Source organism: Geobacillus sp. FSL W8-1251, assembly GCF_038005945.1.
GTDB classification, from domain to species: domain Bacteria; phylum Bacillota; class Bacilli; order Bacillales; family Anoxybacillaceae; genus Geobacillus; species Geobacillus stearothermophilus.
Window position 1 is genome coordinate 2,353,369 of the sequence record NZ_JBBOUF010000001.1, and the last position, 22,023, is coordinate 2,375,391.

Genomic DNA, 22,023 nt, shown 5'->3' on the forward strand with positions numbered 1-22,023 from the left:
CCGGCGTGGTACAATAGAACAAGGAACGTCCGAGGAGGGATGATGTTGAAAAACAAGCTCGTCTTAATTGACGGCAACAGCGTGGCGTACCGCGCCTTTTTCGCGTTGCCGCTTTTGCATAACGATAAAGGGATTCATACGAACGCAGTCTACGGGTTTACGATGATGTTAAACAAAATTTTGGCGGAAGAGCAGCCGACCCACATTCTCGTGGCGTTTGACGCCGGGAAAACGACGTTCCGCCATGAAACGTTCCAAGACTATAAAGGCGGGCGGCAGCAGACGCCGCCGGAACTGTCGGAACAGTTTCCGCTGCTGCGCGAATTGCTCAAGGCGTACCGCATCCCCGCCTATGAGCTCGACCATTACGAAGCGGACGATATTATCGGAACGATGGCGGCGCGGGCTGAGCGAGAAGGGTTTGCAGTGAAAGTCATTTCCGGCGACCGCGATTTAACCCAGCTTGCTTCCCCGCAAGTGACGGTGGAGATTACGAAAAAAGGGATTACCGACATCGAGTCGTACACGCCGGAGACGGTCGTGGAAAAATACGGCCTCACCCCGGAGCAAATTGTCGACTTGAAAGGATTGATGGGCGACAAATCCGACAACATCCCTGGCGTGCCCGGCATCGGGGAAAAAACAGCCGTCAAGCTGCTCAAGCAATTCGGCACGGTCGAAAACGTACTGGCATCGATCGATGAGATCAAAGGGGAGAAGCTGAAAGAAAATTTGCGCCAATACCGGGATTTGGCGCTTTTAAGCAAACAGCTGGCCGCTATTTGCCGCGACGCCCCGGTTGAGCTGACGCTCGATGACATTGTCTACAAAGGAGAAGACCGGGAAAAAGTGGTCGCCTTGTTTCAGGAGCTCGGATTCCAGTCGTTTCTCGACAAGATGGCCGTCCAAACGGATGAAGGCGAAAAGCCGCTCGCCGGGATGGATTTTGCGATCGCCGACAGCGTCACGGACGAAATGCTCGCCGACAAAGCGGCCCTCGTCGTGGAGGTGGTGGGCGACAACTATCACCATGCCCCGATTGTCGGGATCGCCTTGGCCAACGAACGCGGGCGGTTTTTCCTGCGCCCGGAGACGGCGCTCGCCGATCCGAAATTTCTCGCTTGGCTTGGCGATGAGACGAAGAAAAAAACGATGTTTGATTCAAAGCGGGCGGCCGTCGCGTTAAAATGGAAAGGAATCGAACTGCGCGGCGTCGTGTTCGATCTGTTGCTGGCCGCTTACTTGCTCGATCCGGCGCAGGCGGCGGGCGACGTTGCCGCGGTGGCGAAAATGCATCAGTACGAGGCGGTGCGATCGGATGAGGCGGTCTATGGAAAAGGAGCGAAGCGGACGGTTCCTGATGAACCGATGCTTGCCGAGCATCTCGCCCGCAAGGCGGCGGCCATTTGGGCGCTTGAAGAGCCGTTGATGGACGAACTGCGCCGCAACGAACAAGATCGGCTGCTGACCGAGCTCGAACAGCCGCTGGCTGGCATTTTGGCCAATATGGAATTTACTGGAGTGAAAGTGGACACGAAGCGGCTTGAACAGATGGGGGCGGAGCTCACCGAGCAGCTGCAGGCGGTCGAGCGGCGCATTTACGAACTCGCCGGCCAAGAGTTCAACATTAACTCGCCGAAACAGCTCGGGACGGTTTTATTTGACAAGCTGCAGCTCCCGGTGTTGAAAAAGACAAAAACCGGCTATTCGACTTCAGCCGATGTGCTTGAGAAGCTTGCACCGCACCATGAAATCGTCGAACATATTTTGCATTACCGCCAACTCGGCAAGCTGCAGTCAACGTATATTGAAGGGCTGCTGAAAGTGGTGCACCCCGTGACGGGCAAAGTGCACACGATGTTCAATCAGGCGTTGACGCAAACCGGGCGCCTCAGCTCCGTCGAACCGAATTTGCAAAACATTCCGATTCGGCTTGAGGAAGGGCGGAAAATCCGCCAGGCGTTCGTGCCGTCGGAGCCGGACTGGCTCATCTTTGCGGCCGACTATTCGCAAATTGAGCTGCGCGTCCTCGCCCATATCGCGGAAGATGACAATTTGATTGAAGCGTTCCGGCGCGGGTTGGACATCCATACGAAAACAGCCATGGACATTTTCCATGTGAGCGAAGAAGACGTGACAGCCAACATGCGCCGCCAAGCGAAGGCCGTCAATTTTGGCATCGTGTACGGCATTAGTGATTACGGTCTGGCGCAAAACTTGAACATTACGCGCAAAGAAGCGGCTGAATTTATTGAGCGATATTTTGCTAGTTTTCCAGGTGTAAAGCAATATATGGACAACATTGTGCAAGAAGCGAAACAAAAAGGGTATGTGACGACGCTGCTGCATCGGCGCCGCTATTTGCCCGATATTACAAGCCGCAACTTCAACGTCCGCAGCTTCGCCGAGCGGACGGCGATGAACACACCGATCCAAGGGAGTGCCGCTGATATTATTAAAAAAGCGATGATCGATCTAAGCGTGAGGCTGCGCGAAGAACGGCTGCAGGCGCGCCTGTTGCTGCAAGTGCATGACGAACTCATTTTGGAGGCGCCGAAAGAGGAAATCGAGCGGCTGTGCCGCCTCGTTCCAGAGGTGATGGAGCAAGCCGTCGCACTCCGCGTGCCGCTGAAAGTCGATTACCATTACGGTCCGACGTGGTACGACGCCAAATAAAAGCGGCCTGCCCGCCAGCTGCTCGGTTTTTCACGGGGCCGCGCAATGAGCTGTTGCTTTAAAACAGGTGCACGAACAGGAAAAGGAGGGAGGCGCCATGCCGGAACTGCCGGAAGTGGAAACGATCCGCCGCACGCTGTTGCCGCTTGTCGCTGGCAAAACGATTGAAGAGGTGCGGGTGTTTTGGCCGAATATCATTCGTCATCCGCAAGACCCGGCGGCGTTTGCTGCCAGGCTGGCCGGGCAGACGGTGCGCGGCATCGATCGGCGCGGGAAATTTTTGAAATTTTTGCTTGACCGGGATATGCTCATCTCCCATTTGCGCATGGAGGGGCGCTACGCGGTCGCCCAGTCCGATGAGCCGCTTGAACCGCATACGCACATTGTGTTTCGTTTTACAGACGGCAGTGAGCTTCGTTATCGCGATGTACGCAAATTCGGAACCATGCACGTGTACGCGAAAGAGGAAGCAGACTGCCGGCCGCCGCTCGCTCAATTAGGGCCGGAACCGCTGTCCCCAGCGTTTTCTCCGGCGGTGTTGGCCGCAAAAGCGGCGAAAACAAAGCGGACGGTGAAAGCGTTGTTGCTTGATCAAACGGTCGTGGCCGGGTTTGGCAACATTTATGTCGACGAAGCGCTGTTTCGCGCCGGCATTCTCCCTGGACGGCCGGCTGCTTCGCTGACGGATGAAGAACTTGCACGGTTGCACGAAGAAATGGTAGCGACGATCGGCGAGGCGGTCATGAAAGGGGGAAGCACGGTGCGCACGTATGTGAATACGCAAGGAGAAGCCGGAATGTTCCAGCATCACCTGTTCGTATACGGCCGCAAAGGGGAGCCGTGCAAACGGTGCGGCACCCCGATTGAGAAAATGGTTGTCGCCGGCCGCGGCACGCATTATTGCCCGCGTTGCCAACGCTAGGCAGCAGACAAAAAAGGAGGGGTGCCGAATGGCATTCACGATCGGATTAACCGGTGGAATTGCGAGCGGCAAAAGTACGGTCAGCGCGATGATGCGCGAGCTCGGCCTTCCGGTCATCGATGCGGATGAGGCGGCGCGCGCCGTCGTCCGCCCGGGGGAGGAGGCGTACCGGCAAATCGTCGCTGCATTCGGTCCGGGCATTTTGCGGGCGGACGGCGAAATCGACCGAGCCAAACTCGGGGCGATCGTCTTTAACGACGAACAACAGCGGAAAGTGCTCAACGCCATCGTTCACCCAGCGGTGCGGAAAAAAATGCTGGCTGAAAAAGAAGCGCACATCCGCTCCGGAGCGAAGACCGTCGTCCTAGATATTCCGCTGTTATTTGAAAGCGGGCTGACTCATTGGGTGGATAAAGTGCTTGTTGTGTACGTCGACGATGACGTTCAGCTCCGCCGGCTCATGGCGCGCAACGGTTTCACCGAAGAGGAAGCGCTCGCCCGCATCCGCTCCCAGTGGCCGATGGCGGAAAAAGTGAAACGGGCCGATGCGGTGATTGACAACAACGGGACGATCGAAGAGACACGCCGGCAGTTGCTGGCCATTTTGCATCAATGGGACGCCTTGGGAAAATAGGCGTCTTTTTTGCTGCGTTTTATTGATTTTGCTCTCCGTATTTCACAAAAATATGATATACTATTTATGTGGATTAAAATAAATAGTATAACATATATGAGAAGGGAACAAGGTGAATGAAGGCGAAAGTGGCGATTAACGGATTCGGACGAATTGGACGGATGGTATTCCGGAGAGCCATCAATCCTCCCGACCTTGAAATTGTGGCGGTGAATGCTAGCTATCCGCCGGAAACGTTAGCCCATTTGGTGAAATACGACTCCAACCACGGCAAATTCGACGGCGATGTCGCCGCTTTGGAAGACGGATTGCTTGTCAACGGCAAAAAGGTGGAATTGCTGAACTCGCGCGACCGCAACAATTGCCGTGGAAAGAGCTTGATATTGATATTGTGATTGAAGCGACCGGCAAATTTAACTTCCCTCCGAAAGAAGTCTCCTACTTCTAAACGTGAAGGTGCGCCAGCACCAGTGAAAGTGGGAGATGAATTTCGGTTGGCGTTAGCCAACGAATAGGATAGAATATGGCTAGAACGGACACCTTCGGAACGAAGGGAAGCGTAAAGGGTTCTTGTGTGTGGCTTACCGTTCAGCGAACACACACAAGTCGCTTGAAGCCCCCACCTCTAAGCGAAGTGTAGGTGGTGGGTAGTTCACAAGGAAAGCTTCATGGCATGGCGTTGCGCGTTCCGACGCCGAACGTGTCGCTTGTCGATTTGGTCGTTGACGTCAAGCGGGATGTGACGGTCGAGGAAGTGAACGAAGCTCTTCTCCGCGCAGCCAATGGTCCGCTGAAAGGCATTTTGGATTTCACGATGGAGCCGCTTGTGTCGATCGATTTCAACACGAACCCGCATGAACCCGCATTCGGCGATCATTGACGGTTTGTCGACAATGGTGATTGACGGCCGGAAAGTGAAAGTGCTCGCCTGGTACGACAACGAGTGGGGCTATTCGTGCCGCGTCGTCGACTTGGCCAGCCTTGTCGCCGCCAAAATGAATGAGCGTCTTCATGTGAGCGCTTAAGCAGTTTTTCTTCCAATCTCGCAATCGTGAAAAGATGCGCAAAGCGTCCGATCCGCCCGTGTGGCGGTGTGGGCGCTTTTTCCTTTTGGCATGCGAAAAATTAAAAAAGCCTGTTGCAAAAACCCCCTAAACAAAGTATACTATGTTTCGTGAACTTCTTAACGGCAAAGGTAATGTGACTACTTAAAGGGTTAGGACCTCTTAGGACTAACTTTCCCCCGTGGTAGTTATACATGCCATTTTGCAACCTACAAATCTGTTTTTTATTTGAGAAAATTGGTTAAAAGGGGGACTTTCGCATGGATACGATGGGTCGTCACGTTATCTCGGAACTTTGGGGATGCGACTTTGACAAACTGAACGATATGGACTTTATTGAAAAAACGTTTGTAGACGCCGCATTAAAGTCGGGAGCGGAAATTCGCGAAGTCGCGTTCCATAAATTCGCTCCGCAAGGCGTAAGCGGGGTCGTCATTATTTCCGAATCCCATTTAACGATTCATACGTTTCCGGAACACGGCTATGCCAGCATTGATGTGTATACATGCGGCCATTTAGACCCGACCATCGCCGCGGATTACATCGCCGAAAAGCTTGGCGCGCAAATGCGGGAAACGATTGAGCTGCCGCGCGGCATGCGCCCGATTGAAGTGAAAAAGGCGCACGCGCTGTAATTCCATAACAACGGAAGCAAAAGGAGCGTAAACAGGACGCTCCTTTTTTTACGCTTTCGGCGGGTGCCATGGCGGCCAAAATCATGGTATGATGGTGAAAAAAAGAACGATTAGGGAGACGTGGCTATGAGCATGTGGAAAAAGTTGAAGTATGCGTTGACGAACCATTGCGAAACGCGGGAAAACCATGAGGACGCCGAGCTCCGGAGCCATTACTACAAAGCGGCCCACCGCGCTGTCATCGACGCGGTGAAAGAGCTGCTCGCTTCGCTGCCTGACGCCGAGCTGCTTTCCGTTTCCGAAGAGCGCGGCGAGCTTTGCGCCCAAACGCGGCGCGGCCCCAAGCTGTTTATCGTCGCCACCGTCATTTCCGTCCGCCCGTTTGAAACGGCGGTGGACTTTTCGGTGACGACCGAGACAAAGTTCTTGCCGTTTGATTTTGGCCGCAGCCGGGCGGTCATCCTTGAGTTATACCGGAAGCTTGACGGCCGCCTGCCGTATATCGGTTCTGGCCTCAATAGCTGACTATGGCTTGTCTGCCATCTGCCATTCCGGTATGATAGAAGATAAGAAGAGGAACGGAGTGGATGTTATGCGATGTCCGTCATGCCATCACCAAGGCACGCGCGTGCTTGACTCGCGCCCGGCCGAAGAAGGCCGCTCGATTCGCCGCCGGCGCGAGTGCGAACAATGCCACTATCGATTTACGACGTTTGAGCGGGTCGAGGAACCGCCGCTGATTGTCGTCAAAAAAGAAGGGACGCGCGAGGAGTTCAGCCGGGAAAAAATTTTGCGCGGTTTGATCAAAGCGTGTGAAAAACGGCCGGTGGCGCTTGAGCAATTGGAAAAAGTGACGCAGGAAATCGAGCGCGAGCTGCGCAGCCAAGGCGTATCGGAAGTAAAAAGCGAAACGATCGGCGAAATGGTCATGGAGCGGCTGTCGCGCATCGATGAGGTGGCCTATGTCCGCTTCGCTTCCGTCTATCGGCAGTTTAAAGATATCAACGTATTTATCGAAGAGCTAAAAGAGCTGATTAAAAAAGGACAACGGTAAAAGGGCTCGAGCGGGAATGCGGCAGGCCCTTTTTTCAGCTTATTTTTCGGCCGGGAAGGCGAGAGGTGGATGGAAACGAATATGGCAGAATGGAAGGTCGGAGCGATGCCACACCATTGGAAAGAGTTGTTGGCCGTTGATCGGTATATGGTGCAAAGCCGCACTGCGCTGCACGATGCGGACCGAAAAGTGTTGACTATGCTGTATCAGCCGCTGATCGGCCATCGTGCGCTCGCCTTATATATGACGCTTTGGGGGGAGCTCGAGCTGCTTGGCGGCCGGGAAGCGACCCACCATCGGCTTATGGCGCTCATGCAGTGCGGTCTGCCGGACATTTACAGCGAGCGGCTGAAGCTCGAAGGCATCGGGCTGCTGAATACGTACGTCCACGCCCCCGAGGCGGAAGAGCCGAAGCAGTTTGTGTATGAGCTGCGCCCGCCGCTGGCGCCGGATCAATTTTTCCGCGACGAAATGCTCGGCGTCTTTTTGTACCGGCAAGTCGGCCGTCATATGTTTGCCCAGCTGAATGACTGTTTTGCCTGCCCGGTTGTGGATGAGACAAAGTTCACCCGGGTGACGCGCGCGTTTTCGGACGTATTTTCGTCCGTTCATGCTGAACAAATCGTCGCGGGATTCAATGAAGAGGCCGGGCGCGAGCTCGAGCCGCCGGATGGAAAAGTGCACATGGGGCGGGACGAGGCGTCGTATGCGCTCGATGATGGCGTGTTTGATTTTGAGCTTTTTTTTGCTGGCTTGTCGAAACAGATGGTGCCGCGCCGGGCCGTAACCGCGAAAGTGAAAGAAGCGATCAAAAAGTTGGCATTTTTGTACGGCATCCCGCCGCTGGAAATGCAAAAAATTGTCCTCGGCGTCATCGATCCGGCATACGAGATTGACATTGACGCCCTGCGCCGGGCGGCCCGGGAGTGGTATGAGATCGAGCACGGCGGCGCCGCCCCGCGCCTTGTCGAACGGGTGCAGCCGCTCGCTTACCGGACGATGGAATACATCGAGCCACGCACAAAAGAGGAGGCGTTGATGAAGCAGCTCGAGACGATCTCCCCGCGCCAGCTTCTGAAGGAAATTTCCGGGGGAGCGGAGCCGTCGCTCGCCGATTTGCAATTGATCGAAGATATTATGTTTCAACAGCAGCTTCTTCCGGGCGTCGTCAATGTGCTGATTTATTACGTCATGCTGCGGACGAATATGAAACTATCGAAAAAATATGTCGAGAAAATCGCCAGCCATTGGGCGCGCAAAAAGGTGCGCACCGTCAAAGAGGCGATGGAGCTGGCTAAAGAGGAAGCAAAGACGTACCAAAACTGGGCGAATGAAAAAGAAAAAGGGACGCGGACAGTGCGCAAAGTCGTGCGCACTGAAATCGTCCCCGACTGGCTGAACATGGATTACAGCCAACCGGATGATGACGACTTTGATGTGGAACAGGCGCGCAAAGAGCTCGAGGAACGGCTGAAAAAATACCGTGATGGATCGTAGGTGTAAAGGCGATGGAACGAGTAAATCAACTGTTGCAGCGGCTGTTCGGAAACGAAGGGTTCCGGCGGCGCTATGAACAAATGCGGCGCTATATTTTGACGCATCCGGACGTGCAGCCGTTTTTGCAGGCGCACGAGCAGCAGCTGTCGCGCGATGCGGTGGACCGAAGTTTAATGAAGCTGTACGAATTTATCGAGCAACATGGCCATTGCCGCCAGTGCCCAGGGCTCGAGCAATGCCCAAATATGTTGCCGGGGTATCATCCGAACTTGGTGGTCGCCGGCGGGCGAATTGACGTTGAATACGACCGCTGCCCGAAAAAAGTGCAAGATGATGAACGGAGAAGGCAGGAAGCGCTCATTCAAAGCATGTTCGTGCCGCGGGAAATTTTGCAAGCTTCGCTGTCGGATGTGGATCTTAGCGACGATGGGCGCATTAAAGCCATCCAGTTTGCAGAGAAGTTCGTGACGGAGTACGAGCCGGGGAAAAAAATGAAAGGATTGTACTTGTACGGGTCGTTCGGCGTCGGCAAAACGTATTTGCTCGGGGCGATCGCCAATGAACTGGCGAAACGGAACATTCCGTCGCTCATCGTCTATGTGCCGGAGCTGTTTCGAGAGCTGAAGCATTCATTGCAAGATCAGACGATGAACGAAAAGCTCGATTATGTGAAAAAAGTGCCGGTGCTCATGCTCGATGACCTTGGAGCGGAGGCGATGTCGAGCTGGGTGCGCGACGATGTGCTCGGCCCAATTTTGCAATACCGGATGTTTGAAAATTTGCCGACCTTTTTCACCTCCAACTTTGATATGAAGCAGCTCGCCCACCATTTGACGTATTCGCAGCGCGGCGAGGAAGAAAAAGTGAAAGCCGCCCGCATTATGGAGCGGATCCGCTCACTCGCGCACCCGGTTGAAATTACCGGGCCAAACCGCCGCGAATGATGGATAAGCGGTCAAACGGCGCGCTTACGGCGTCCCCTGACGCAAGGGGGCGCCGTTTTTCTGCGCTGGGGCGGAAAGGATGCATTCTCCGCCAGCCGCCAAGGAGCGGGGCATCTTGGCGAATGAACCCGTTGCGAATGTCTGTGCGCTCCGTCCGCCGCAGCCGCCGAGCGGCGCATCCCTGTAGGCGGGAAACGTTGGACGTTTTGCGCTTTTTTAGTCTAAACAGCTGATTGTCCCCATATATATAAACCAAGTGTTGATCTCGGAGAAGGGGGGACAGCGGGTGATCGAAATCCATTTTGACAAGGCAAGCGAGGCGGAGAAACTGTTTTGGCTGCTGAATGAACGGAAACGGGATGCCTGTCCGCTGTTTCACGCCGCTTACGACGGAAACAAGATCGTGGCGGTTTACATATACGGCGATGAGAAGCACGTGCTCGAGACGTATATCATACCAGCCATGACTGCATTTGTGCAGTCTGTCCTCGAAGACCGGCTGTTGTTGTCGATCATTTCCGGTGTCTTTTATTTTCGCGACCGCGAGGAACAGCAGCAAATTTTGGCGCTCGCCCATTCGTTTTTGGACGGTGAACGGCGCGATTATCAGAAAGGGGCGGAGTTTGCTGCTTCGCGCATGGCGCTGCTGCGCGAGGCGTGCGCTTCGTTTTTTCGCGACGGGCTGTCCTTCTCGTTTTCGTCGTTTGTCACCTTTCGGCTGAAGCCGTACATCGAGCGGCTTGAACATTATGTCGGGCTCGCGATTGACGAGTACAAATTGGAGCAAGAGTATCAAACTTTCGTGCAAATGCTGCGCGAATGCCTGGTTGGCCGGACGCCGCAATGGCCGCGCCTGTATTTGGTGCACGACCCGCCGCACTTCGTGTTTTACGACCGCCACCGCCGCGAGCTGTCGGCGGCGGAAGTGAAACGGCTGATCGACCGCCATCTCGTCGTCAGCCAGCCGATGTATATCGATTCTTCGGTGCTCGCGCCGCTTGTCTCGCTTGCTCCGGCGGAAATTGAGCTGTATACCGACCACCCGGATGACGGCATGGTGCAGACGCTGCAAAACGTGTTTCAAGAGCGGCTTCGCCTCCGCCGCCGCGCTGATTTTTCCCGCTTGTTTGTCGCCAGCGCCGGAAATGGGGAAGAATCTTGATTTTTCTTTTCGGTTCCGCTATAATATCGTACATAAATAACCGCATAGACAAGCGATGACGAGGATATGGGTGCATTTTTACGGTTTCCAGAGAGGGAAGGCGGCGGCTGGAACCTTCCTAACACGAAAAATGCGCTTACCCCCTCAGAGCTGCGGCAGCGAACGGAGCGCCCAGTAGTTGCCGCCGGTGGCTAGCCGTTATTGTTGTTGAGCCATGGCGTTGTGTTGCCATGGGAAGAAGGGTGGAACCACGACGAAAACTCGTCCCTTTTGAGGGAGGAGTTTTTTTCTTTTTTAATTATGACAAAGGAGTGATTGCCGATGCCAGACATGATTCGCATCACGTTCCCGGACGGAGCGCAAAAGGAGTTTGCGAGCGGGACATCGACCGAAGACATCGCCGCGTCGATCAGTCCGGGGCTGAAGAAAAAAGCGATCGCCGGGAAACTGAACGGCCGGTTCGTCGATTTGCGCACGCCGCTTCATGAGGACGGCGAGCTGGTGATTATCACCCAAAATATGCCAGAGGCGCTTGATATTTTGCGCCATAGCACCGCCCATTTAATGGCGCAGGCGATCAAACGGCTGTATCGCAACGTCAAGCTCGGCGTCGGACCCGTTATTGAAAACGGCTTCTACTATGATATCGATATGGAGCATAAGCTGACGTCGGACGATTTGCCGAAAATTGAGGCGGAAATGCGCAACATTGTCAAAGAAAACTTGGATATCGTCCGCAAAGAAGTGAGCCGTGAAGAAGCTATCCGGCTGTATGAAGAAATCGGCGATGAGTTGAAGCTCGAGTTGATCGCTGATATTCCGGAAGGCGAGACGATTTCCATTTACGAGCAAGGCGAGTTTTTCGACCTTTGCCGCGGCGTGCACGTGCCGTCGACCGGCAAGATCAAAGAATTCAAGCTGCTCAGCATCTCGGGGGCCTACTGGCGCGGTGACAGCAACAACAAAATGCTGCAGCGCATTTACGGGACAGCGTTTTTCAAGAAGGAAGATTTGGAGCGCTATCTGCATCTTCTCGAAGAGGCAAAGGAGCGCGACCACCGCAAATTAGGAAAAGAGCTTGAGCTGTTTGCGACGTCGCAAAAAGTCGGGCAAGGCTTGCCGCTTTGGCTGCCGAAGGGGGCGACGATCCGCCGGATCATTGAACGGTATATCGTCGACAAAGAAATCGAGCTTGGCTATGACCATGTGTATACGCCGGTGCTCGGCAGCGTCGAGCTGTACAAAACGTCAGGACACTGGGACCATTACAAAGAAAACATGTTCCCGCCGATGGAAATGGACAATGAACAGCTTGTGCTGCGTCCGATGAACTGCCCGCACCATATGATGATTTACAAAAGCAAGCTGCACAGCTACCGTGAGCTGCCGATTCGCATCGCCGAACTTGGCACGATGCACCGCTACGAAATGTCCGGAGCGCTTACCGGCTTGCAACGCGTCCGCGGCATGACGCTTAATGACGCCCATATTTTCGTGCGCCCTGACCAAATCAAAGACGAGTTTAAACGTGTCGTCAACTTGATTTTAGAAGTATACAAAGATTTCGGGCTTGACGAGTACTCGTTCCGCTTGTCATACCGCGATCCGCATGACAAAGAAAAATATTACGACGACGATGAAATGTGGGAAAAAGCGCAACGAATGCTGCGCGAAGCGATGGACGAGCTTGGTCTCGACTACTATGAGGCTGAAGGGGAAGCGGCGTTTTACGGGCCGAAGCTCGATGTGCAAGTGCGCACGGCGCTCGGCAAAGACGAAACGCTCTCAACGGTGCAGCTCGACTTCCTCTTGCCGGAACGTTTTGACCTTACGTACATCGGCGAAGACGGGAAGCCGCACCGCCCGGTTGTCATCCACCGCGGCGTCGTCTCGACGATGGAGCGGTTTGTCGCGTTCTTGATCGAAGAATACAAAGGCGCGTTCCCGACATGGCTCGCCCCGGTTCAAGTCAAGGTGATCCCGGTGTCGCCGGAGGCGCACCTCGATTACGCCTATGACGTGCAGCGGACGCTGAAAGAACGCGGCTTCCGCGTTGAAGTCGACGAGCGCGACGAAAAAATCGGCTACAAAATCCGCGAAGCGCAAATGCAAAAAATCCCGTACATGCTCGTTGTCGGCGACAAAGAGGCGGCCGAGCGAGCGGTCAACGTCCGACGCTACGGCGAAAAAGAGAGCCGGACGATGGGGCTTGATGAATTTGCTGCCTTGTTAGCGGAAGACGTGCGGGAAAAACGGGCGAAATAAGGAACGACCTATGGCGGTCCGACGCGTTTCGGACCGCTTTTTTTCGCGCGCAGGCGGAGGCTGGAGCGCATTGTTGCGGTCAACTGAAAATTTTCTCTTGCTAACGAAGTGAGAATCCATTATAATAAAGGACGTTGTGTTTATCAAGAGCCGCTCCTTGACATGCCATCGCCAAGGTGGTATAGTGTATAAAGTGGAATGATTGCTTGTTTGTAACGAAAGCAGAAGCGCCCGCTTCTCACCTGACCGACGCTAAGAAGGCTGTTGGCAGGTTGTTACGGTTCGCCAACTTTTTGTCCGAACGTCGTGCGCGGGTGCTTTGTGCATCCGCGCTTTTTCGTTGAGAGCGGGCTCTGCCGGCAAACAAGCCAGTTGGAAAAAACCTTGGAGGTGGCTCATTATTAGCAAAGATTTCATTATCAACGAGCAAATTCGTGCCCGGGAAGTGCGCTTGATCGATCAAAACGGCGACCAACTTGGCATCAAGTCGAAGCAGGAAGCGCTCGAAATTGCGGCGAGACGCAACTTGGACCTCGTGCTTGTGGCGCCGAACGCCAAACCGCCTGTTTGCCGCATCATGGATTACGGGAAATTCCGCTTCGAGCAGCAGAAGAAAGAAAAAGAAGCGCGCAAAAAGCAAAAGGTCATCAATGTGAAAGAAGTGCGCCTCAGCCCAACGATCGAGGAGCATGACTTCAACACGAAACTGCGCAACGCGCGCAAGTTTTTGGAAAAAGGCGATAAAGTGAAAGCGACGATCCGCTTCAAAGGACGGGCGATCACCCATAAAGAAATCGGACAGCGCGTCCTTGACCGCTTATCGGAAGCGTGTGCCGACATCGCGGTCGTCGAAACGGCGCCGAAAATGGACGGGCGCAACATGTTTCTCGTGCTCGCACCGAAAAACGACAACAAGTAAGGAGGAAACTGTGATGCCAAAAATGAAAACTCACCGCGGCTCGGCGAAACGGTTCAAAAAGACGGCGAGCGGCAAATTGAAACGCGGCCATGCGTATACGAGCCACTTGTTTGCCAATAAAACGAAAAAACAAAAGCGTCATCTCCGCAAAGCGACGCTTGTCTCGCCTGGCGATTTCAAACGCATTCGCCAAATGCTCGACAACTTGAAATAACGACCGACTATAGGAGGGAACGATTATGCCACGCGTAAAAGGTGGACCAGTGACGCGCAGACGTCGCAAAAAAGTATTGAAGCTTGCGAAAGGCTATTTCGGCGCGAAACACGCGTTATATAGAGTTGCGAACCAGCAAGTGATGAAATCGCTCATGTATGCGTATCGCGACCGCCGTCAACGGAAGCGCGATTTCCGCAAACTGTGGATTGTCCGCATCAACGCGGCGGCTCGCCAAAATGGCTTGTCCTACAGCCGTTTGATGCACGGCTTGAAGCTGGCCGGCGTGGAAGTGAACCGGAAAATGCTCGCCGACTTGGCGGTGAACGATCAAGCCGCGTTCGCCCAACTCGCCGACTTGGCGAAAGCGAATTTGAATAAATAACAACGATGGCCATCCTTGATCAGGATGGCCATTTTCTTATCAAGGAAAGGGATCGATATGGTACAATACGGAATAGCGATCAATCTTCTTGCCTTTTTTATGATGGGGCTCGACAAACAAAAAGCGAAACGCCGCCGCTTTCGCACCGCTGAGCGGACGCTTTGGCTGCTGGCGTTTGCGGGCGGGGCCATCGGTGCGGCAGCTGGAATGTACACGTTTCGCCATAAAACGCGCCATCGGGCTTTTGGCTATGGCTTGCCGCTGTTGGCAGCGGTGGAGCTGTTTCTCTATTGGCGATGGATGAGGTAGAAAGGGGAGGAAAGAATGAATTGGCCTTTGCTTTACGATATGCAGCGCATGTTGGATCGGCGCATTGAAACGGAGCATGGCTTGATGGAGGAAGATTTGTTTGCCCGCAAGCAGCTCGCCTTTCTTGTGGAGCTGGGTGAACTCGCGAATGAGACGCGTTGCTTTAAATTTTGGAGCATCAAACCGCCCGCGCCAGCCGAGCGAGTGCTTGAGGAATATGTGGACGGCTTGCATTTTTTATTGTCGCTCGGGCTGGAGTGCGGCTTGTTTTATGAAGAAAACGAAGCTCCGTCGGCGGGACGGCCGCTTGTCGAGCAGTTTCTTGCCGTGTTTCGCGCCGCCGAGCGGTTCGGGGAGACGAGAGCGCGAGGGGAATATGATGCGCTGTTTGCGGAGTATTGGCGGCTTGGCGTGGCGCTCGGTTTTTCTTCCGATGACATCGAGGCGGCGTATCGGCGGAAAAATGAAGTGAACCACAAGCGGCAAAACGAGCGCTATTGATCTTTTTTTGGATGGCGAATGATTCATTTTGCCAATCGTCAGCCTTTTCAAGTATAATAAAAAAGTGGACAAAACCGGAAAGGAGTGCCAAGATGGCGAAGTTGGACGAAACGTTGACGATGCTGAAAGCGCTGACCGATGCGAAAGGCGTCCCGGGCAATGAGCGGGAAGCGCGCGATGTGATGAAGACATACATAGCTCCGTATGCGGATGAAGTGACAACGGATGGCCTCGGCAGCTTGATTGCCAAAAAAGAAGGGAAATCGGGCGGGCCGAAAGTGATGATCGCCGGCCATTTGGATGAAGTCGGCTTTATGGTGACGCAAATCGACGACAAAGGCTTCATCCGCTTCCAAACGCTTGGCGGATGGTGGAGCCAAGTGATGCTCGCCCAGCGCGTGACGATCGTGACGAAAAAAGGCGACGTCACCGGCGTCATCGGTTCGAAGCCGCCGCACATTCTGCCGCCGGAGGCGCGCAAAAAACCGGTGGAAATCAAAGATATGTTCATCGACATCGGCGCGACAAGCCGCGAGGAAGCGATGGAGTGGGGCGTCCGCCCGGGCGATATGATCGTGCCGTATTTTGAATTTACGGTATTGAACAATGAAAAAATGCTGCTCGCGAAAGCATGGGACAACCGGATCGGCTGTGCGGTCGCCATCGATGTGCTCAAGCAGCTGAAAGGCGTCGACCATCCAAACACGGTATACGGCGTCGGCACGGTGCAGGAAGAAGTCGGCTTGCGCGGCGCGCGCACGGCCGCCCAATTCATTCAGCCGGATATCGCCTTTGCGGTGGATGTCGGCATTGCCGGCGATACACCGGGCGTGTCGGAAAAAGAAGCGATGGGCAAACTCGGCGCCGGCCCGCACATCGTCCTGTACGACGCGACGATGGTGTCGCACCGCGGCTTGCGCGAATTCGTCATCGAAGTGGCGGAAGAGCTGAACATTCCGTACCGTTTTGATGCCATGCCGGGCGGCGGTACAGATGCGGGAGCGATTCATTTAACGGGCATCGGCGTTCCGTCGCTCACGATCGCCATCCCGACGCGCTACATCCACTCGCACGCCGCCATTTTGCATCGCGACGACTACGAGAACACGGTCAAGCTGCTTGTCGAAGTGATCAAACGGCTTGACGCCGACAAAGTGAAACAACTGACGTTTGACGAATAAAAACACCGGCCAATTCGGCCGGTGTTCGTCATTGTTTAACCGCCTGCTCGAGCGTGGTGAGCATCATGTCTTTTTGCTGTTCATTGGCGTGCGTCCAAATGGCTTCAAAGAGGACGCCGAGGCCGGGCAAATATTTTTCCTCGCCACGCTGGATCGCGTCCTCGATTGTATTCTCGAGCTGTTCTTTCGAGTTGTTGGCGACGTTGTGCATAATGGCTTTCCGCAAGTTCAAATCCATTTGTCTCACCTCATTGGCCGTATTATACACCGTTATCGTTTGCCAATGGCGGCGGATTTATACATGGAGCGGCTCTCGTATATGGTATAAATAGAGGAAAAACTAGACCGAAATGAGTGATGGCGACGATGGACGAGAAACCGAGCGGCCGGCGTGCGGAACGGAACGAGCCTGGCTTTGTGAAGGAACTTGGCTTTGGTCGTGAAAGATGACAACGGCACACATTTTGTTATAATCAAATGAAGAAACTTGACGAATGAGGTGACGACACAATGGAAAAAGCGACATTCGCCGGCGGCTGCTTTTGGTGCATGGTGACGCCGTTTGAGGAGCTTGACGGCATTTACGGCATCGTCTCCGGCTATACGGGCGGGCATGTCGAAAACCCAACATACGAGCAAGTGAAAACCGGCACGACCGGCCATTACGAAGCGGTGCAAATCACGTTTGACCCGGACGTCTTTCCGTATGAGCGGCTGTTGGAGCTGTATTGGTGTCAAATCGACCCGACCGATGACGGCGGCCAGTTTCACGACCGCGGGCCGCAATATCGGACGGCGATTTTTTACCATAACGAAAAACAGCGCCAGCTCGCCGAGCAGTCAAAGCGGGCGCTCGAGGAAAGCGGGCGCTTCTCGAAGCCGATTGTAACGAAAATTTTGCCGGCGACGACGTTTTACCCGGCGGAAGAGTATCATCAAAACTACCATAAGAAAAATCCGGAGCATTACAAGCAAGACCGCGCCGCGTCCGGGCGCGACGAGTTTATCGCCAAACATTGGGGGACGAAACGGTGAAGCGGATCGAATCGCCGAAAAATGCGCGCGTCAAACAATGGAAAAAGCTGCAGACCAAAAAAGGGCGCGATGAGACCGGATTGTTTTTGCTTGAAGGGTTTCATCTTGTCGAAGAGGCTGTAAAAAGCCGAGCGCCGCTTGTTGAGCTGATGGTGGACGAGCGGACAGCCATCCCGCCCGGCTGGGACGTCAGCGTCCCGGTTGTGATCGTGACCGAAGCGGTGATGAAGGCGATCAGCAGCACGGAGACGCCGCAAGGCATCGCCGCGGTGTGCCGACAGCTGCCGGCCGAGCTTGAAGGCGTGAAGACCGCCTTGCTCATTGACGCCGTGCAAGACCCGGGCAATCTCGGGACGATGATTCGCACCGCCGATGCCGCCGGGATCGATGCTGTCATCCTTGGCGAAGGGTGCGCCGATGTGTACAATCCGAAAGTCGTGCGGGCGACGCAAGGGTCGCTGTTTCATCTTCCGGTTGTCAAAGGCGATTTGGCGCAATGGATCGCGCGTTTCAAGGAGCAGGGCATTCCGGTGTACGGAACGGCCTTGGAGAATGCCGTTGATTACCGCACCGTTCCGCCTTCGTCTTCCTTCGCCTTGCTCGTCGGCAATGAAGGAAGCGGCGTCCGGCGCGAATGGCTCGAGATGACGACGGAAACCATCTACATCCCGATTTACGGCCAAGCCGAGTCGCTGAATGTCGCCGTCGCGGCCGGAATTTTGCTTTATTCCTTGCAGGCGGTGCGGTAAACGATGAGCTGCGCAAAGAAATTTCGGCCTGACCTTGCCTTTGCCGTTTTCTTTGCGTATAATAAATAGCGACATTTTCCATACGGACAACAACGATGACGGAGAAAAGTAGCTTGCCGCTCGCCATCCAGGGAGAAAACGCCGGAGACTGGGAGCGTTTTTATGGCCGACGCAAGTGAAGTTCACCTCCCGAGTTGGCACCGGGACCATCCCAAAAGGGGATGTAAAGGTGTTCCGGCTTTCGGCCGTTATCGCAATGAAGCGAACAGCACATTTGTGCTGTTAACAAGGGTGGTACCGCGAGCAACAACTCGTCCCTTACCGGGGGGCGGGTTTTTTATTTTGGATAGAGGAGGGACTCAAGTGAAAGAACGGCTGTACGAGCTGAAGCAAGAAGCGCTTCGCCGAATCGATGAGGCGAAAGACGTCAAAGCACTGAATGACGTGCGCGTCGCTTACTTGGGCAAAAAAGGGCCTATCACCGAAGTGCTGCGCGGCATGGGGGCATTGCCGCCGGAAGAGCGCCCGAAACTCGGCGCGCTGGCCAATGAAGTGAGAGCGGCGATTCAGCAGGCGCTCGAGGCGAAACAAGCGAAACTGGAACAGGAGGAAGTCGAGCGGAAGCTGGCCGCCGAAGCGATCGATGTGACGCTGCCGGGACGACCTGTGAGTCTTGGCAATCCCCATCCGCTGACACGCGTCATTGAAGAAATTGAAGATTTGTTTATCGGCATGGGCTATACGGTCGCCGAAGGGCCGGAAATCGAGACCGACTATTACAACTTTGAGGCGCTCAATTTGCCAAAAGGCCACCCGGCCCGCGATATGCAAGATTCGTTTTACATCACGGAGGAGATTTTGCTTCGCACCCACACATCGCCGATGCAGGCGCGGACGATGGAAAAACACCGCGGGCGCGGCCCGGTGAAAATCATTTGTCCGGGCAAAGTGTACCGCCGCGATACGGACGATGCGACGCATTCGCACCAGTTTACGCAAATTGAAGGATTGGTTGTGGACCGGAACATCCGGATGAGCGATTTGAAAGGGACGCTGCGCGAATTTGCCCGCAAGCTGTTCGGGGAAGGGCGCGACATCCGCTTCCGGCCGAGCTTTTTCCCGTTCACCGAGCCGTCGGTCGAAGTCGATGTGTCCTGCTTCCGATGCGAAGGGCGGGGCTGCGGCGTCTGCAAAGGCACCGGCTGGATCGAAATTTTAGGAGCCGGCATGGTGCATGCGAACGTGCTTGAGATGGCCGGCTTTGATTCGAAAACGTACACCGGCTTTGCGTTCGGCATGGGGCCGGAGCGGATCGCGATGCTGAAGTACGGCATTGACGACATCCGTCATTTCTATCAAAACGATCTACGTTTCTTGCGGCAATTTTTGCGTGTGTAACAGAAAAAGGAGGGGTTTTCCATGCTCGTGTCTTACCGTTGGCTGAGCGAGTACGTCGATTTGACGGGGGTCACCGCCGCGGAACTCGCTGATCGCATCACGAAAAGCGGCATTGAAGTCGAGCGGGTTGAGGCGCTCGACCGCGGGATGAACGGCGTCGTCATCGGCCATGTGCTCGAGTGCGAGCCGCACCCGAACGCGGATAAACTGCGGAAATGCCTCGTTGACCTTGGCGAAGGCGAGCCGGTGCAAATCATTTGCGGCGCCCCGAACGTCGCCAAAGGGCAAAAGGTCGCCGTCGCCAAAGTCGGGGCGGTGCTGCCGGGCAATTTCAAAATCAAACGGGCGAAGCTGCGCGGGGAAGAATCGAACGGAATGATTTGTTCGCTCCAAGAGCTCGGCGTCGAAACGAAAATCGTGCCGAAAGAGTATGCAGACGGCATTTTCGTCTTTCCGAGCGATGCGCCGGTCGGCGCCGATGCACTGGAATGGCTCGGCTTGCACGATGAAGTGCTCGAACTGTCTTTGACGCCCAACCGCGCCGACTGTTTAAGCATGATCGGCGTCGCCTATGAAGTCGCGGCCATTCTCGGACGTGAAGTAAAGCTGCCGAAAGCGGCGGTCAAAGAAACGAACGAAAACGTTCACGACTACATTTCCGTCCGCGTCGAGGCGCCGGAAGACAACCCGCTGTACGCCGGGCGGATCGTGAAAAACGTCCGGATCGGCCCGTCGCCGCTTTGGATGCAAGCGCGCTTGATGGCAGCCGGCATTCGCCCGCACAACAACGTCGTCGACATTACGAACTACATTTTGCTTGAGTATGGCCAACCGCTTCATGCGTTTGACTACGACCGCCTCGGTTCGCAGGAAATTGTCGTCCGCCGCGCAAAGGCAGGCGAAACGATTGTCACGCTCGATGATGTCGAACGGAAGCTGACCGAAGACCACCTTGTCATCACGAACGGCCGCGAGCCGGTCGCCTTAGCCGGGGTGATGGGCGGGGCGAATTCGGAAGTGCGCGATGACACGAAAACCGTGTTTATTGAAGCGGCGTACTTTACAAGCCCGGTCATCCGCCAGGCGGTAAAAGACCACGGGCTGCGCAGCGAAGCGAGCACTCGGTTTGAAAAAGGCATCGATCCGGCGCGGACGAAAGAAGCACTCGAGCGCGCCGCCGCCCTGATGGCCGAATACGCCGGCGGCGAGGTCGTCGGCGGCGTCGTGGAAGCGAGCGTGTGGCGTGAGGAGCCGGTGGCGGTGACGGTCACGCTCGAACGCATCAACGGTGTCCTCGGCACGGCGATGTCGAAAGAGGAAGTGGCCGTGATTCTTTCGAATTTGCAATTTCCGTTCACAGAAGACAACGGAACGTTTACGATCGATGTCCCGTCGCGTCGGCGCGACATTGCGATTGAAGAAGACATCATCGAGGAAGTGGCGCGCCTGTATGGCTACGACCGTCTGCCGGCGACGCTGCCGGTGGCGGAGGCGAAGCCGGGCGGACTCACGCCGCATCAGGCGAAGCGCCGCCGCGTCCGCCGCTATTTGGAAGGGGCGGGCTTGTTCCAAGCCATCACGTATTCGCTCACGAGCCCGGACAAAGCGGCGCGCTTTGCGCTTGAGACGGCCGAATTGGTCCGCTTGGCGCTGCCGATGAGCGAAGAGCGGAGCGTTTTGCGGCAAAGCTTAATTCCGCATCTGCTTGAAGCGGCGAGCTACAACCGCGCCCGCCAAGTCGAGAACGTCGCCTTGTACGAAATCGGCTCTGTCTACTTGTCCAAAGGAAAAGGCGTCCAACCAGCGGAAAAAGAGCGCCTCGCCGGCGTTCTCACCGGCTTATGGCACGCCCATTTATGGCAAGGAGAGAAAAAGGCCGTTGATTTTTACGTTGCCAAAGGCATTTTGGACGGCTTGTTCGACTTGTTTGGACTCGCCGCCCGCATCGAGTACAAGCCGGCCAAGCGCGCCGACTTGCATCCGGGACGGACGGCGGAGATTGCGCTTGACGGCAAGGTGATCGGCTTTGTCGGCCAGCTCCATCCGGCCGTGCAAAAAGAGTACGATTTAAAAGAAACGTACGTGTTCGAGCTCGCCTTGACCGATCTGTTGAACGCCGAAAGCGAAGCGATCCGCTACGAGCCGATTCCGCGCTTCCCGTCGGTCGTGCGCGACATCGCCTTGGTCGTTGACGAAATGGTCGAAGCCGGCGCCTTGAAGCAGGCGATCGCCGAAGCCGGGAAACCGCTGTTGAAAGACGTCTCCCTCTTTGACGTCTACCAAGGCGAGCGCCTGCCGGCCGGGAAAAAATCGCTCGCCTTCTCGCTCCGCTTCTATGATCCGGAGCGGACGCTCACGGATGAAGAAGTCACGGCCGTCTATGAGCGGGTATTGGCGGCGGTCGAGCAGCAATTTGGCGCCGTGTTGCGCGGGTAAAACGAAAAGCTGTTCCGAAAGCGATGGGCTTTTGGAACAGCTT

At 55.2% G+C, this 22,023-nt stretch carries 21 protein-coding genes, 1 pseudogene and 3 other annotated features; of the genes and pseudogenes, 21 read left to right on the forward strand and 1 reads right to left on the reverse strand.

The genetic code is table 11. The features are described 5' to 3' along the window. Positions 1 to 39: 39 nt before the first annotated feature. From polA to NSS88_RS12485, 17 genes and pseudogenes are all read left to right on the forward strand, one after another. A complete protein-coding gene (gene polA / locus NSS88_RS12400) occupies positions 40 to 2,676 on the forward strand; it encodes a DNA polymerase I (protein WP_341084846.1) in 2,637 nt (878 codons plus the stop codon). A 97-nt stretch (positions 2,677 to 2,773) separates the two neighbouring features. Further along, positions 2,774 to 3,598, forward strand: coding sequence for a DNA-formamidopyrimidine glycosylase (gene mutM, locus NSS88_RS12405; RefSeq protein ID WP_033014418.1), 825 nt, complete (start codon positions 2,774 to 2,776; stop codon positions 3,596 to 3,598). Positions 3,599 to 3,626: 28 nt separating this feature from the next. Beyond that, positions 3,627 to 4,232 carry a dephospho-CoA kinase gene (gene coaE, locus NSS88_RS12410; RefSeq protein WP_033008536.1) on the forward strand — a complete coding sequence of 202 codons (606 nt, stop codon included), beginning with the start codon at positions 3,627 to 3,629 and terminating at the stop codon, positions 4,230 to 4,232. A gap of 116 nt (positions 4,233 to 4,348) precedes the next feature. After that, positions 4,349 to 5,257, forward strand: a pseudogene (locus tag NSS88_RS16770) (glyceraldehyde 3-phosphate dehydrogenase NAD-binding domain-containing protein). A gap of 299 nt (positions 5,258 to 5,556) precedes the next feature. Further along, positions 5,557 to 5,931, forward strand: coding sequence for an adenosylmethionine decarboxylase (gene speD / locus NSS88_RS12425; RefSeq protein ID WP_033014401.1), 375 nt, complete (start codon positions 5,557 to 5,559; stop codon positions 5,929 to 5,931). A 126-nt stretch (positions 5,932 to 6,057) separates the two neighbouring features. Further along, complete coding sequence (locus NSS88_RS12430) at positions 6,058 to 6,456, forward strand: hypothetical protein (protein WP_033008532.1); 399 nt, start codon at positions 6,058 to 6,060, stop codon at positions 6,454 to 6,456. A gap of 67 nt (positions 6,457 to 6,523) precedes the next feature. Continuing rightward, positions 6,524 to 6,985, forward strand: a complete 462-nt coding sequence (nrdR, locus tag NSS88_RS12435) for a transcriptional regulator NrdR (protein ID WP_033008531.1) — start codon at positions 6,524 to 6,526, stop codon at positions 6,983 to 6,985. Between the two features lie 105 nt (positions 6,986 to 7,090). After that, positions 7,091 to 8,482: a replication initiation and membrane attachment family protein gene (locus tag NSS88_RS12440; RefSeq protein WP_033014406.1), complete on the forward strand. Its 1,392-nt coding sequence runs from the start codon at positions 7,091 to 7,093 to the stop codon at positions 8,480 to 8,482. An 11-nt stretch (positions 8,483 to 8,493) separates the two neighbouring features. Further along, positions 8,494 to 9,426, forward strand: coding sequence for a primosomal protein DnaI (gene dnaI, locus NSS88_RS12445; protein ID WP_033010808.1), 933 nt, complete (start codon positions 8,494 to 8,496; stop codon positions 9,424 to 9,426). Positions 9,427 to 9,712: 286 nt separating this feature from the next. Next, complete coding sequence (gene ytxC / locus NSS88_RS12450; RefSeq protein ID WP_049624980.1) at positions 9,713 to 10,588, forward strand: putative sporulation protein YtxC; 876 nt, start codon at positions 9,713 to 9,715, stop codon at positions 10,586 to 10,588. Between the two features lie 46 nt (positions 10,589 to 10,634). Next, positions 10,635 to 10,860 (forward strand) — a binding site (T-box leader). A gap of 49 nt (positions 10,861 to 10,909) precedes the next feature. After that, complete coding sequence (thrS, locus tag NSS88_RS12455; protein ID WP_341084850.1) at positions 10,910 to 12,853, forward strand: threonine--tRNA ligase; 1,944 nt, start codon at positions 10,910 to 10,912, stop codon at positions 12,851 to 12,853. A gap of 213 nt (positions 12,854 to 13,066) precedes the next feature. Next, positions 13,067 to 13,198, forward strand: a sequence feature (ribosomal protein L20 leader region). Beyond that, positions 13,194 to 13,772: a translation initiation factor IF-3 gene (gene infC / locus NSS88_RS12460; protein WP_080706499.1), complete on the forward strand. Its 579-nt coding sequence runs from the start codon at positions 13,194 to 13,196 to the stop codon at positions 13,770 to 13,772. Its footprint overlaps the feature before it by 5 nt. Before the next feature lie 13 nt (positions 13,773 to 13,785). Further along, a complete protein-coding gene (rpmI, locus tag NSS88_RS12465; protein WP_011232191.1) occupies positions 13,786 to 13,986 on the forward strand; it encodes a 50S ribosomal protein L35 in 201 nt (66 codons plus the stop codon). Between the two features lie 25 nt (positions 13,987 to 14,011). Beyond that, positions 14,012 to 14,371 carry a 50S ribosomal protein L20 gene (rplT, locus tag NSS88_RS12470; RefSeq protein WP_011232190.1) on the forward strand — a complete coding sequence of 120 codons (360 nt, stop codon included), beginning with the start codon at positions 14,012 to 14,014 and terminating at the stop codon, positions 14,369 to 14,371. Positions 14,372 to 14,428: 57 nt separating this feature from the next. After that, positions 14,429 to 14,680 (forward strand): DUF1294 domain-containing protein, encoded by a 252-nt coding sequence (locus NSS88_RS12475; protein ID WP_033014398.1) that lies wholly within the window; start codon positions 14,429 to 14,431, stop codon positions 14,678 to 14,680. 15 nt (positions 14,681 to 14,695) lie between these two features. Then, entirely contained in the window at positions 14,696 to 15,181 is a 486-nt protein-coding gene (locus NSS88_RS12480) for a dUTP diphosphatase (RefSeq protein WP_011232188.1), read from the forward strand. 92 nt (positions 15,182 to 15,273) lie between these two features. Continuing rightward, complete coding sequence (locus NSS88_RS12485; RefSeq protein ID WP_049626575.1) at positions 15,274 to 16,362, forward strand: M42 family metallopeptidase; 1,089 nt, start codon at positions 15,274 to 15,276, stop codon at positions 16,360 to 16,362. Positions 16,363 to 16,390: 28 nt separating this feature from the next. Here the strand turns inward: NSS88_RS12485 and sspI are convergent, their stop codons facing one another. Beyond that, positions 16,391 to 16,600: a small acid-soluble spore protein SspI gene (gene sspI, locus NSS88_RS12490; protein WP_015375579.1), complete on the reverse strand. Its 210-nt coding sequence runs from the start codon at positions 16,598 to 16,600 to the stop codon at positions 16,391 to 16,393. A gap of 272 nt (positions 16,601 to 16,872) precedes the next feature. Here sspI and msrA point away from each other — a divergent pair, with 272 nt between their 5' ends. From msrA to pheT, 4 genes are all read left to right on the forward strand, one after another. Then, positions 16,873 to 17,397: a peptide-methionine (S)-S-oxide reductase MsrA gene (gene msrA, locus NSS88_RS12495; RefSeq protein ID WP_013144533.1), complete on the forward strand. Its 525-nt coding sequence runs from the start codon at positions 16,873 to 16,875 to the stop codon at positions 17,395 to 17,397. Next, entirely contained in the window at positions 17,394 to 18,146 is a 753-nt protein-coding gene (locus NSS88_RS12500; RefSeq protein ID WP_049624977.1) for a TrmH family RNA methyltransferase, read from the forward strand. Before msrA ends, NSS88_RS12500 begins: the two co-directional genes overlap by 4 nt. A gap of 86 nt (positions 18,147 to 18,232) precedes the next feature. Beyond that, positions 18,233 to 18,468 (forward strand) — a binding site (T-box leader). Between the two features lie 41 nt (positions 18,469 to 18,509). Next, positions 18,510 to 19,544, forward strand: a complete 1,035-nt coding sequence (pheS, locus tag NSS88_RS12505; protein WP_049626574.1) for a phenylalanine--tRNA ligase subunit alpha — start codon at positions 18,510 to 18,512, stop codon at positions 19,542 to 19,544. Between the two features lie 21 nt (positions 19,545 to 19,565). Continuing rightward, positions 19,566 to 21,980: a phenylalanine--tRNA ligase subunit beta gene (gene pheT, locus NSS88_RS12510; protein ID WP_049626573.1), complete on the forward strand. Its 2,415-nt coding sequence runs from the start codon at positions 19,566 to 19,568 to the stop codon at positions 21,978 to 21,980. Positions 21,981 to 22,023 lie beyond the last annotated feature (43 nt).

Coding starts and splice junctions, on each gene's coding strand:
- polA (WP_341084846.1), top strand. CDS start 40: ATGATGTTGAAAAACAAGCTCGTCTTAATTGACGGCAACAGCGTGGCG.
- mutM (WP_033014418.1), top strand. CDS start 2,774: ATGCCGGAACTGCCGGAAGTGGAAACGATCCGCCGCACGCTGTTGCCG.
- coaE (WP_033008536.1), top strand. CDS start 3,627: ATGGCATTCACGATCGGATTAACCGGTGGAATTGCGAGCGGCAAAAGT.
- speD (WP_033014401.1), top strand. CDS start 5,557: ATGGATACGATGGGTCGTCACGTTATCTCGGAACTTTGGGGATGCGAC.
- NSS88_RS12430 (WP_033008532.1), top strand. CDS start 6,058: ATGAGCATGTGGAAAAAGTTGAAGTATGCGTTGACGAACCATTGCGAA.
- nrdR (WP_033008531.1), top strand. CDS start 6,524: ATGCGATGTCCGTCATGCCATCACCAAGGCACGCGCGTGCTTGACTCG.
- NSS88_RS12440 (WP_033014406.1), top strand. CDS start 7,091: ATGCCACACCATTGGAAAGAGTTGTTGGCCGTTGATCGGTATATGGTG.
- dnaI (WP_033010808.1), top strand. CDS start 8,494: ATGGAACGAGTAAATCAACTGTTGCAGCGGCTGTTCGGAAACGAAGGG.
- thrS (WP_341084850.1), top strand. CDS start 10,910: ATGCCAGACATGATTCGCATCACGTTCCCGGACGGAGCGCAAAAGGAG.
- rpmI (WP_011232191.1), top strand. CDS start 13,786: ATGCCAAAAATGAAAACTCACCGCGGCTCGGCGAAACGGTTCAAAAAG.
- rplT (WP_011232190.1), top strand. CDS start 14,012: ATGCCACGCGTAAAAGGTGGACCAGTGACGCGCAGACGTCGCAAAAAA.
- NSS88_RS12475 (WP_033014398.1), top strand. CDS start 14,429: ATGGTACAATACGGAATAGCGATCAATCTTCTTGCCTTTTTTATGATG.
- NSS88_RS12480 (WP_011232188.1), top strand. CDS start 14,696: ATGAATTGGCCTTTGCTTTACGATATGCAGCGCATGTTGGATCGGCGC.
- NSS88_RS12485 (WP_049626575.1), top strand. CDS start 15,274: ATGGCGAAGTTGGACGAAACGTTGACGATGCTGAAAGCGCTGACCGAT.
- sspI (WP_015375579.1), bottom strand. CDS start 16,600: ATGGATTTGAACTTGCGGAAAGCCATTATGCACAACGTCGCCAACAAC.
- msrA (WP_013144533.1), top strand. CDS start 16,873: ATGGAAAAAGCGACATTCGCCGGCGGCTGCTTTTGGTGCATGGTGACG.
- pheT (WP_049626573.1), top strand. CDS start 19,566: ATGCTCGTGTCTTACCGTTGGCTGAGCGAGTACGTCGATTTGACGGGG.